Origin of the sequence: Pseudomarimonas salicorniae (assembly GCF_023156535.1) — a bacterium.
In the GTDB taxonomy this organism is placed as follows: Bacteria; Pseudomonadota; Gammaproteobacteria; order Xanthomonadales; family Xanthomonadaceae; genus Pseudomarimonas; species Pseudomarimonas salicorniae.
On the sequence record NZ_JALNMH010000005.1, the window covers coordinates 83,678 to 96,174 of the forward strand.

Here is a 12,497-nt window from a genome sequence, read left to right on the forward strand (position 1 = left end):
CGAGTGGGCCTGCCGGCCTCATGGCCAGGATACGCGGTGACCGCACGGCCCAGCGCAGCGCGGGCCCGGGCATCGACGAGGACACTTCGATGCTCATCGACCGCAAGGGCCCCGGCACGGTTGACGGCGACTTCGCCAACTATGTCATCGAGGAGACCGCCAGCACCGCACGGGTCCAGGTCGACCCGAACCGGCCGCTGATCCACCGCACCCTCCGGCCTATCCGCCTGCAGGCCGGGCAGAGCTACCACTTGGGCAATGGCGGCCAGAGCGGCAGCGTCATCACGCTCAGCGTCGACGGCAGTGCAAGTCCGGCGCTGACGCCCGCGGACCCCTATCGATAGCGGCGCCGCAGACGCGGCGAATGGGGGCCGTTCGGACTTCGATACCTCAGTCCGAACGGGTTCGGTTCCCTCATGCGCTTCAGCGGGGAAGCACCTGTTCGCGGGCGCCACAACTGCGCTTACCGCCCTACCCCTCCGAGCCTCCCCCTCCGCAGTCTGCGGCAGCGCAAGGGGAGGAGCCCAAGCGGCGCGGCGAAGCCCGCTCATAGGGTGCGCCTCGGCGCACCGAATATTCCGTCGGCGCTGGCCGCCGTCCGAGATGCCGAGCCGCGGGACGGAAATCAGCTCTTACCGTGTGAGCAACCGGCGAGAATGCATCATCGATGGTTGGTTCTCGTTGAACCGCAATGGACGACATTTACTGGGGCGATCAACAAACCGCATGCGTCTCCGCCCATCAAGCGTTGGTACGCTCGACCACGCCGCACGACCGGAGCCGCGAATCGAGCTGACCCCGCCACTTCTGCCCCCGCCACGTGGCGGTTCAATCGGATTCCAGCGGCTTGGATACTCGAAAGGCCTGGAACAGGAACACGCCGTCATCGCTGACCGCGGAAAAGGTGTCTACACCGAAGTTCGCAAGACTGATGTTGAAGATCACTCTCTTTGACCCATCGGTGATGGAGGGAACGATCAAGCTCAGTTCACAGGAGGGCGGCTTGAGCGCGGTTCTTTCGGCATTCAATAGATTGATCCCGCAGGTGAGACCTCCGATGACGGACTGCTCCGGTCCGCGAAACGCGTAGGAACTCAATGGAAAGTGGAAACGGTCCGTCCTGCCGCTGGACGGATCCACGGTCAGGAACCTCGGCCCGAGATGCAGAACGGAGGAAGCGCGCCCGTAGGGCAGCGGCTCACGCGTGTCCTGAAAGGCAAAGACCCAGACGCCCGTCAACCTTGGCACCGGATAACCGGTGCCCTCGAGATCCACCGCGGTGTCGACGCCGACAACGAGCGGGAAGATCCTGCGAGGCTCTCCGCCTGCCACCGTCAGGATTCCGTAGTTGGCCTGCCGGAACTGCAGCCGGATCTGCCCGGCGTCGGCGATTTCCTCGGGCTCCGTGTATTCGCAGTTCAGGCATTCCCCGCCTGAGTATCGCAGCAACTCGCCTTCGACCGTCTGCTGATAGCCCCCCTCGACGGAATCACGCAGCGGACCGGAAAACGTGTACCACTGCGCTGAGCCGTCCGGGTTGTAGGCATACAGCGCCCCGAAGGCGATGTCGCCCTGGAACTGGACAAGCACACCGGTGCCCGGCCGGTCCGGGTCGTACCACAGGCCCGAAGTCGGTCGCAGGAAGGAGTCCTCCGCATCGCAGTTGATGCAGGGCACGGCAGGCAGATCGGACGCCACCGTCGCCCGTGGCAGGGCGCAAAAGCCAATCGCCGCAGCGGTTGCCAGAAGCACGAGCAAGCGACACTTCAAGGCAACCTCCGGTTGAATCACAGAATGGCCGGGGATTTTAGCCTATCGTTTGGCCGATCAACCAAATGGTGCACGGTGCCGGACTGGGCACGAGTAGTTTGCAGGGGTGCGCTCGGCAATGTCTGCTTCGGCGCAAAGCAGATATTCATAGGGTGCGGCTGGCCGCACCGGGCGTACCGTCCGAATGCCCATACCGGTGCGCCCAAGGCACACCCTATGGGGCTTCGCTCACGCCCAATGAAGCCCGACCGTAGGAGCGCACATGGGCGCGACCGCGGCGTATCGGATCCACCACAGACCGTGGCCAGAGCGAATCTTTGCGGTCGCGGCCATGTCCGCTCCTACGAGAAGCCCGCCCATCCGCGGCGGTGAGGAGCGGCAAACGTGCGCCCAATCCCGCACTCCCCGAGGCAATCTATTGCCAGAACCTCGCCGTATCAGCTGCGGATGTCCCTGGCTGGCCGCGACCAGCATGATCCAACTGGCCCCTGGGTTCTTCCGCGGTGCGGAAGCAGCTCGGGCGGCTCGTCCGTCGAGCAATAGCTGCTCGCCTATCCCGCCGCCTCCATCCGCCGCTCGCGCCGGACGAATACGCGCCAGCGGATGAACTGGAAGACGAAGAGTCCGAACAGAATGTAGCCGGGCAGGCCCAGCCAGTGACCGAGGGGACGGTCGGTGGGGAGGATCAGGGTAAGCGCGAAGGACAGGGCGCAGAAGCCGGCGACGACGAGCCAGTTGGTGCGATGGTGGCGGGCGCGCATCCGTTCGATGGGGGTGAAGCCGAGAGGCGTGGCCATTCGCGCGGCGTGAGCGAAGAGCAGGGCCATTATGATCGCCATGCTGCCGTAACCGACGGCGAAGACCTGGAACATCACCAGCAGCTCGACATCACTCTGCAGGGTGAAGGTGGCCGGCAGCCAGCCGGCGCTGATGGCGTGGAAGAAGGCGGCGAAGACCATCTTCAGCGGGTAGACGAAGATCAGCAGGACGAAGACCAGGGTCAGGCTGAGCCGCCGCGACAGGGCATCGTCCAGGCCGAACCAGCGGCTCCACAGCGCGTGCGAGCTCCAGAACTGCGCGATCAGATTGAAGCTCAGCGCGTAGGTGGGGATCTGCTTCAGCGCATCGGTCAGCTCGCCGATGCTGCCCGGGATGGTGTCGCCCGAGATCACCAGCAAGGTCAGGGCGAAGGCGAAGGAGGCATCGACGAATGCCTCGAGCCGGGTCACCTTGTCGCCGCGCTCGATCCCCACGGCGCTGAGTGCCGAAGCCATGCAGGCGCTCCTTGAAACCAGGGGCTACGCTACCACGGTGGGTTTGACTGACCGGGTGGGCGGCGTCGTACCTCGCGCCCCCTCCGCTACCGCGGAACCGCTGCCGACCCACCATCAAGTCAAGGGCGGTGCTGGTGTTCTCCATGGCTTCGGCTAGTCTTTGTGTTTCGTCATCGTCGGGCGGGGTTGTCGATGCTGGGATCTCTGAGGTTCAGCGGTTCCAATTTGCTGCCACTTGTTTTCCTCCTGTTCCAGCCGGCCTCAGGAGCAGCGAGCACTCCCCCGATGCGCGTGTTCGATCATTTTGAGATTGAGCTCGGCGCACACTTTCAGAACTTCGTCGTTCTCCCGCTGGGGGAGGGTCAGGTCCTGGCCGGCAATGGCGGCGGCGTGCTGCGCTTCGATGGCCAGCGTTGGGTCTTCGCCCCCACACCGCAGGGCACCCGGGTGCGCGACCTTTGGCGGGAGCCAGATGGCCAAGTGCTTTATGCCAGCGTCGATGACTTCGGCGCAGTGAAAACCGCCGCAGATGGCCGGCTGCAGTTGGAGTCCTGGCGTGACCGGATCCCCATGCCTGCCCGCGCACTCGGTGACCTGTTTGATATCAGCCGTCTCGATGGCGACCTGCTTCTCCAGGATAGCCGCCAGCTGGTGGTTTGGGGACGGGAGGGGGTTCACAGCCTGCCCGCGGAGATCGAGTTCCAGGTCGGCAGGCTGTGCGGTGAGCGCTATCTGATCAACGAGCGCAAGGGCGGGCTGCTTGCGTTGTCTGAAGATCGGCGTGCGCTCGAGCCTGTGCCGGGGTCGGAGCGCTTCCGCGGCGACCTGTGGATGGGCTGCGTGCAGCGACCGGATGGGAGCCAGTTGTTTGGCTGGGCCGTTGAGGGATTGTATCTGCTGAACAAGGACGGTAGCTGGACTCAACTTGAGGGCGTCGCCAGCGATTGGCTGAGCAACCACCTTGGTCTTGAGATGGCGGCCCTCCCTGATGGCGGAGTAGTCCTGGTGGGGGTGGGTGGGGGGGCGCTGGTACTGGATGCCGAGTTGCAGCCGGCGTTCCGCCTGGATCGCGAAAGCGGCCTGCCAGCCGACACCCAGGTGCATGCGGCGGCGGGGCCGGACGGACGCCTTTGGCTGGCCGGGGAAGGCGGGGTTAGCGTAGTCGCTTGGCCAGGACCCCTGACCGCGTTCGGCAAGCACTTCGGGCTGGCGCCTGTGCTCAGTCTTGTCGAGCATTCCGGGCACTTGCTGGCTGCCGGACAGCGCGGTGTGTTCAGCCTGGGCCGGGGCACTGCAGTGCCCCGTCGGCTGGACTCCCTGCCAGGCCAGGTGTGGCGCATGTTGGACGTGAAAGGTGACCTGCTCTTGGGAGCGCTGGGCGGGGTCTACCGCACCCGTCTCGACGGAGAGGGCAATCCCAGGCAACCGGATCTCTTGATGCCGGCCCGATTCACGCTTGACCTGCTGGTGAATGGTGACACCGCCTGGGTCGCAACCGGGGACGGACTGCACCGCCTCTCGCTTTCCGGGGCCCATGCGCCTGAACGGCTCGCCGGCAGCGAGGGGGAATGGACTCACCTAGCCCTGGCCGCCGACGGCGTTGTCTGGGCGGGTAGCTCGCAGCAACGCGTTGCCCGCGTGGCTACCGACGGCACGCTCAGCCTCTTCGGCGCAGAAGCCGGCCTTCCACTCGGCGATACGCGCCCTTATCGCGTAGGCAATCGGCTCTGGATTGCGACGCGGCAGGGGCTGTTTGAACCCGCGCCCGAAGGCCGCTTCGCCTGCGTCAGTGGACCGCTGGCCGGACTCTGCGGAAAGAACGTCCATCGTATGTTGGCGATCGGGGAAACGGAGTTCCTGATCTATCTGGATGGCCAGCTCAAGCGTGCAAGCTGGACAGAGGGCGGCAACCTGCGCAGCGACCCCGTGGCGCTGGCTCCTTGGCATCGGTTCCCTCCCGCCGACGCCTTGCGAGATGCACACGGCACGCTGTGGATCGCGACCAACCACGCCCTGCTTCGCCTCGACCCCGCCCCGTCGCAAGCTAAGCATTTGCCGTCTCCACAGGTCGTCTCATGGGAGTCGAGTAGCGATGCGCTGCCGCTTGATCCCCATGGCGCGGTTGCCCTGGAGCCCGGTACGCGTGCCCTGCGCTTTGCCCTGGCCTGGGCCGGCGACCCGTTGGCCGGTCCCTTCCAGTACCGGACTTGGGCCGAGGGCCACGAACGCAATTGGACACCGTGGCGGAATGAGGCAACGCGTGAACTTTCCGGCCTGCAGCCCGGCCAGTACAGGCTGCACCTGCAGGCACGGGACGCCAACGGACGATTGAGTAAGGGGGCGAACTACAGGTTTGTGATCGCCCGCCCCTGGTACACACACCGCGTGGCCCGAGCGATTTGGGCGCTGGGTGGGCTTGCGCTGCTGGCGCTCATCATGCGCTGGGTGACCCGGCTGCGCACCGGACAACTGCTGGAGCGCACGCGCGCGCTGGAGGCCGCAGTCCAACAGCGCACCGTGCAGCTGGCCGAGCGCGCGGAACAGATCGCCGAACAGAACCGTCGTCTTGAGGCGATGGACCAAGCCCGCACACGCTTCTTTGCCAGTGTCTCTCACGAATTCCGGACCCCGCTTTCGCTGATTCTCGGACCGCTGCGGGGCATGCGCCGCGGAGACGCGGGTCGTGTGCCGGCGTCGGTAGCGGCGGAACTTCGCGTGATGGAGAGAAACGCGGCAGAACTGGCGGTACTTGTCGACCAGATCCTGGAACTGAATCGGCATGCTGCGCAGGGCATTCGCCTGCGAACGACCCGGTTCGACTTGGCTCTGCTCCTGCGCCACGTGTTTTCACTGTTTGAAAGCCTCGCCGCACATCAGCAGCGCAGTCTGACGCTGGAGGGCGCCTCCGTACCGGCTTGGATCGAGGGCGACCAGGCCCAGCTGCAACGAGCGTTGATCAACCTCATCGGTAATGCCTTCAAATACTCGCCGCCCGGGGCCCCAATCGATGTGACGCTTGATCGCCCCAGCGGTCGCTGCGAGGTTCGCGTCAGCGACCGCGGGGAGGGCATTCCCGAAAGCGAAATGCCCCATGTGTTCGAACTCTACTACCGCGGCAGCACGAGCCGTCAGCAGAGCGTCGGCTCCGGCATCGGCCTCGCCCTTGTCCGCGCAGTGGTCGAGGCCCACGGGGGGCGTGCGGAGGTCACCGCTCGGGAGGGTGGCGGCAGTTGCTTCATCCTCCTTCTCCCAAGTGCGGAACCGGGATCCTCCGACGCCGATGATGCGAAGGATCACCGCTGCTCCCATGAGTACCCCGCCCTGAGCGGGCAGGACGGGCAGGATCCGATCGCCCATTTCCGGACGCCCGTCGCCGAAGCTGTCGCCCATCGCGGGACCGAAGATCTCCCCTGCGTATTGCTGGCGGACGACAACTCCGAGTTGCGCGCCTTTGTCGCCCGGCGGCTCGCCATACACTACCGCGTCCTGCAGGCGGGTGACGGGCAGACCGCACTGGATCTCGCGCGAGCGCAGCTGCCGGATGTCATCGTCAGCGACTGGCGCATGCCCGGCATGGACGGCATGGCCCTCGTCGCAGCGGTGCGCGCGGACAGCGAACTGGATGGGGTCGGCTTCATCATGGTCGCCGGACCCAAGGATGCCGAGGACGCCACCACTGCCCTGAAGGCGGGCGTCGACGACTATCTTCCCAAGCCCTTCGACAGCGATGAGTTGCTCGCGCGCATCGCCGGATTACTGCGTGCCCGCCGCCGCTTCGAGGGACGCCCGCCGGTCGAGGCGCCTTCACCGGCCCCCAGCGAACCTGCGCTGTTGGCGAATGCCCGCGCCCAAGTCATGGCGCATCTGGACGAAGCCGACTTTGGCGTCGCCGAGCTTGCGACCGCCCTCCACATGGACCGCAGCGCGCTGTTCCGCAAGTTCAAGCAGCTTGAAGCGGGTACGCCGGTCGAGTTCATCCGTGGCGTGCGTCTCGCCGCGGCCCGCGAGCGCCTGCTCCGCGGCGAAGGCTCGGTGTCGGAGGCGGCCTATGCCTGCGGCTTCGAGAGCCTGTCCTGGTTCAGCCGCTGCTTCCGCGAGGCCTATGGCATGCCGCCCGGTGAGCTGCGCCAGAGAGGCGTTCACCCACGGGCGGGGTCGGCCTAGCCAAGCGCGCGGCCGCCTTCCTGCAACATTCCAGCGCGAGATCGCACCATTTGGAGCAGCGCCGAGCGCCCCTCTGCACGCACAGTCAGCGCGGTCAGACCGCACGCAAAGGGGGTTCACCGTGTCCATGCGCACTCGCCCGGCTCTGATCCGGGCCTGGTGGCTGCTCGCTCTCATCGGCACCTGGGTGCAGGCCCGGCCCGACCTGCCGGATGGGCTTGCGCAAGCGGACTGGACGCAGATCCAGTCGCGAATCGAAGCCCAGGCCTATGCGCCCATCGAGGCGGGGGACGGGTACCTGATGGCCAACCCCGGGCAGGGCTACCGGCTGCGGTTTGGCGCCGACGGCCAGACCGGGGTCACGCCCTCCGACGCGGACGTGGACTTCAGTGTGCGGATCCGCCCCCTGTCGGTCGGCTACGCCGATGAGCGGGAGCGGCTGGACACGCCGCTGTCCCAGCGCGCCGAGGAGGGCGCGGTGCACACGCAGTGGACACCCAGCTTTCGCGAGTGGTGGGAGAACCGTCCGAGTGGAGCGCAGCAGTGGTTCGAGCTGGCCCGCCGCCCGGCAGGCGGCGCTGAGGGTGCTCCGCTGGAGGTGCTTCTGGACGTGCAAAGCAGCCTGCAGATGACGCTGGAAGGCGATCTGCCCAATCAGTATCTGAGGCTGTTCGATACGCGCGCCGAGCTGCGCTACCAGGGCCTGAAGGTGTGGGATGCGCAGCAGCGCGAACTGCCGGCACGGATGGTCTTGCACGAACGGCAGCTGGCCCTGCAGATCGACGATCGCGGCGCGGTGTACCCGGTCACCATTGATCCGACCCTGGTCCAGCAGGCCTATCTCAAGGCCAGCAATCCCGATGTGGATGACAACTTCGGCATCGCTCTGGCGGTGTCCGGCGACACGGTTGTGGTGGGTGCGCCTTCCGAGGACAGCGTTGCCCGCGGCGTGAACGGAGACCAAGCTGACAATACTCTGCTGAGCAGTGGTGCTGCCTACGTTTTCGTGCGCGAGGGCAGCGCGTGGCGGCAACAGGCCTATCTCAAGGCCAGCCATCCCGGCGAGTTGGATGGGTTTGGGACGGCGGTGGCGATCTCCCGCGATACTGTCGTGATCGGAGCCCCGAACGAAAGCAGCGCCGCCATAGGCGTGAATGGCGATGCGTCCGACGATTCGCTGTTCAGAAGCGGCGCCGCCTACGTCTTCGTGCGTGAGGCAGGTGTCTGGCGCCAACAGGCCTATCTGAAGGCGAGCAACCCCGGTGGCTCGTACCTGTTCGGGTCCTCGGTCGCGGTATGGGGCGACACCGTCGCGGTCGGCTCGCCACTTGAGGCGAGCAGTGCGACAGGGGTCGATGGAAGGCAGGACGACGCTTCAGCCAGCAACAGCGGCGCTGCCTACGTTTTCGAGCGAGCAGGCGGGAGCTGGTCGCAACAGGCCTATCTCAAGGCCAGCAACACCGACGCCGGAGACTACTTCGGAACTGCCATCGCGCTGGCTGGCGACACGCTGGCGGTCGGCGCGCGATACGAGGCCAGCGCGGCCAGTGGCGTAAACGGTGATCAATCCGATAACTCGCTGCTCGACAGCGGGGCCGCCTATGTCTTCGTGCGCCGCGCAGGATCGTGGACTCAGCACGCCTATCTAAAGGCGAGTAACCCGGGAGAGGGCGATGAGTTCGGCTCCGCCGTGGCGGTGTCGGGCGAGAGCATCGTCGTGGGTGCATTCCGTGAGGACAGCAGCGCCACCGGTGTCAATGGCGAGGGCATCGACAACTCGGCGCCCGACAGCGGCGCTGCCTATGTGTTCGTCCGGGATGGCGAGAGCTGGCGACAACAGGTCTACCTCAAGGCGAGCAATACGGAAGCGGGCGATTGGTTCGGCGCATCAGTCGCCATCTCCGGAGACAGCCTGGTGGTGGGTGCGCCGCGAGAGGATGGCGGCAGCCGGGGTGTGGGAGGCGATGAGAACGACAATTCCAACAGCGGCAGCGGGGCTGTATACGGCTTCGTGCGCATTGGGGGGCTCTGGGGCCAGCAGGCTTACATCAAGGCCAGCAATGCGGATCCTCAGGACGGGTTCGGTACCTCCCTCGGCATTTCCGGTGGAGTCGGTGCGGCCGGGGCTTTCTGGGAGAGCAGCGGCGCATCAGGGGTTGACGGAGAGCAGTCAGACAACGGAACTGCAAGAAGCGGCGCTGCCTACGTCTTTTACGTCCCCGGCACGTACACCATCGGCGGAACGACAGAGGGCCTGGAGGGCGCAGGCCTCGTGCTGCAGAAGAATGGCGGGGATGACCTCTTGGTGGGGGTGAACGGTCGCTTTAGTTTCGCTACGCCGTTGTTCGACCTGACCCCGTACAGCGTCACGGTTGCCGCGCAGCCCACCGGACCCAGCCAGACCTGCACGATCGCCAACGGAAGCGGAACGGTAGACGGAGCCAACGTCACGGATGTCGTCGTCAGTTGCGCCATCGACCGCTTTGACATTGGCGGCACGGTCAGCGGGCTGACGGGCTCGGGCCTGGTCCTGCGCAACAACGGCGTTGACGACCTGGTCATCAACGCCGAGGGCCCGTTCAGCTTCTCCACGCCTGTGGTCGACGGAGGCAGTTATGCGGTGACCGTTCACGCCCAGCCCGGCGCCCCGGCACAGTCCTGCACGGTGAGCAACGGCAACGGGACGGTCAGCGGCGCCGCGGTCTCGCAGGTCAGCATCACCTGCAGCTACGTCAACGCACGCGCCCATACGGATCTCCTTCTGCAGCGCCTGGATCCGGGCAGCGCCGACCTGCGAGAGGACGTGGCCCAGGGCAGCACCCTGCTGCGCTACGCGCTGCAGATCAGCAACCGCGGCCCGCAGCCGCTCGCCGCGGCGAGCGTGCGGTTGACTGCCCAGGGCGCGCTGAGCGAGGTGCTGTGGTCCTGCACGCCTCCGGCCGCCTGCACGCCGATCAACGGCAGCGGGGACGTGCGCACCCAGGTGCGGCTTGCTGTCGGTCAGAGCGTCAGCATCGAAGTGAGCGGGCGCCTCGTGCCGGGCGCGCGGTTCATCGAGTTGGTGGCCGAGCTGACCGGGACGGGCCTTGCCGATGCCCGCAGCGAGCGGGTCGGCAGCCTGCGCCGGGTCTTGTCCGAGCTGGCGGCGCCGGAGGCGCTGTTCCGCTCGGGGTACGAGTAGCGCGTCGGCGCTCGCGGTCGATTCCTTTGAATCGGCCGCGGGCGAAGTGCTTTCCGCATCCGCACCACCCAAGCACTGATTCACATCATTCCGGGCAGCCCTGGCGATTCCGGATGCCCAGAGCCTGCCCAACCGTTGAACGTACATTCGGGGGTTCTATGTACCTTGCTCTACGCTTGATCCGATCTCTCTCTACCCTCGCCCTAGCGCTGCCCCTGGTATCGGGTCTTGCCTTCGCATCACCAACACTGCCGCAGGGACTGAGCGGCTCCGACTGGGCGCAGGTGTCCGCCCAACTGCGCCAAGCGTCCCCTGCGACCGCCTCGGAACGGGTTGTCCGGAACGGGCCAAAGGGGAAGGGCATCACCTCTGTCGCTGGCCAGACTTATCTGAAGGCCGCGATCGTCGATGCCGGCGATCAGTTCGGTTATTCACTGGCTCTTTCTGGCAGCACCCTGGTGGTGGGGGCGCCCGAGGAGGATGGCGCTGCGCCGGGGGCGGGGCAGGGTGGGCAAGACAACTCCGTCCCGGGCAGCGGCGCGGCCTACGTGTTTGTCCGCAGGAACGGAAGCTGGGAGCAGCAGGCCTATCTCAAGGCTAGCAATGCCGAGGAGAACGACGACTTTGGGGTGGCCGTGGCGATCTGCGGCGACACCATCGTGGTGGGTGCAATCTATGAATCGAGCGCCTCCACGGGGGTGAACGGCGAGGCAGACGACAACTCGATGCCTTCCAGCGGCGCCGCCTATGTCTTCGTTCGAAGCGGCGACACCTGGCGCCAGCAGGCCTACCTCAAGGCCAGCAACCCCGGCCCGGGAGACCTCTTCGGCTGGTCTGTCGATGTGTCGGGAGATACGGTCGTGGTCGGCGCATTTGGTGAAGACAGCGCGGCCCGAGGGGTCAACGGCGATGGTAGCGACGACTTCGCAGACCGGAGCGGCGCCGCCTATGTATTTGTCCGTGAGGGCGAGACCTGGCGTGAGCAGGCCTACCTGAAGGCGAGCAACGCCGGCGCTGGCGATGGCTTCGGCGTGTCGGTGGCGGTCTTCGGCGACACGGTTGCCGTGGGCGCGGTTGCTGAAAGCAGCTCTGCACGGGGCGTCAACGGTGACGGTCACGATGACTCGGCTGTCGCAGCCGGTGCCGCGTACGTATTTGTTCGTGAGGGCGAGATCTGGCGCGAGCAGGCCTATATCAAGGCGAGCAACAGCGATGCGGATGACCGCTTCGGGCAGGAGGTGGCGCTTTTCCGCGACACCCTGGTGGTCGGCGCCGTTCTGGAAGACGGGGGCGCCCGTACCGTCAACGGTGACGGGGCGGACAACAGCGTGCTCGACAGTGGCGCCGCGTACGTCTTTGTGCGCGAGGCCGACGTCTGGACCGAGGAGGCCTATCTCAAACCCAGCAACCCCGGCAGTGTCGATCGATTCGGCGACGACCTGGCCGTCTCCGGTGACGTCGTGGTGGTGAGCGCCCGGCGCGAGGACAGTCCGGTCGGCGGCAGCCAGGACGATGACTCGCTGACCGACAGCGGCGCAGCGTATGTGTTCGTGCGCGGTGATGTGGGCTGGCGGCAACAGTCGATGCTCAAGGCCCACAATGCAGGGCAGGGTGACTGGTTCGGGAATGACGTGGCGCTGGAAGGCGATGTCGTCGCCGTGGGCGCGCCGCTTGAGTCCAGCCGGTCGACCGGCATCGACGGGGATGGCGATGACGATGGAGCGGACCGTAGCGGTGCTGCCTACGTGTTCCCATTGCGCAGCTATCGGCTGGGGGGCAGCGTCGTTGGACTTGTCGGCAGCGGGCTCGAACTGAGGAACCGAGCCGAGGACCCGCTAGCGATCAGCAGCGCAGGCAGTTTCACCTTCGACAGGGCCATGGTCGATGGCACACGCTACCGCATTGCGGTGGCACGCCAGCCCGTCTCTCCGCACCAGACCTGCACCGTCGCCAACGGCAGTGGCACGGTCAGCTCGGCGGATATCACCCACGTTGAAGTGACCTGCTCCACCAACACCTTCTCGGTGGGCGGCACGCTGTCCGGTCTATCCGGGTCAGGCCTGGTCCTGCGCAACAACGGCGGCGATGACCTGGCTCTTGGCGGCAAC

Annotated in this window: 6 protein-coding genes; 4 read left to right on the forward strand and 2 right to left on the reverse strand. The window is 66.2% G+C overall.

Annotated elements, in window-relative coordinates; all coding sequences use genetic code 11:
- The first annotated feature begins 20 nt into the window (after positions 1-20).
- Positions 21-344: a hypothetical protein gene (locus tag M0G41_RS07215; protein ID WP_248207021.1), complete on the forward strand. Its 324-nt coding sequence runs from the start codon at positions 21-23 to the stop codon at positions 342-344.
- Positions 345-828: 484 nt separating this feature from the next.
- Here the strand turns inward: M0G41_RS07215 and M0G41_RS07220 are convergent, their stop codons facing one another.
- Positions 829-1,758, reverse strand: a complete 930-nt coding sequence (locus tag M0G41_RS07220) for a hypothetical protein (RefSeq protein WP_248207023.1) — start codon at positions 1,756-1,758, stop codon at positions 829-831.
- Between the two features lie 563 nt (positions 1,759-2,321).
- Positions 2,322-3,044: a TMEM175 family protein gene (locus tag M0G41_RS07225; RefSeq protein ID WP_248207024.1), complete on the reverse strand. Its 723-nt coding sequence runs from the start codon at positions 3,042-3,044 to the stop codon at positions 2,322-2,324.
- A 285-nt stretch (positions 3,045-3,329) separates the two neighbouring features.
- On the opposite strand from M0G41_RS07225, the gene M0G41_RS07230 reads away from it, so the two are divergent.
- The 3 genes from M0G41_RS07230 to M0G41_RS07240 all read left to right on the forward strand — a co-directional run.
- A complete protein-coding gene (locus M0G41_RS07230) occupies positions 3,330-7,208 on the forward strand; it encodes an ATP-binding protein (protein WP_248207027.1) in 3,879 nt (1,292 codons plus the stop codon).
- Positions 7,162-10,389: an FG-GAP repeat protein gene (locus tag M0G41_RS07235; protein WP_248207029.1), complete on the forward strand. Its 3,228-nt coding sequence runs from the start codon at positions 7,162-7,164 to the stop codon at positions 10,387-10,389. Before M0G41_RS07230 ends, M0G41_RS07235 begins: the two co-directional genes overlap by 47 nt.
- A 284-nt stretch (positions 10,390-10,673) precedes the next feature.
- Positions 10,674-12,497 (forward strand): FG-GAP repeat protein (locus M0G41_RS07240; protein WP_248207031.1); only part of this gene is annotated, 1,824 nt, incomplete at its 3' end.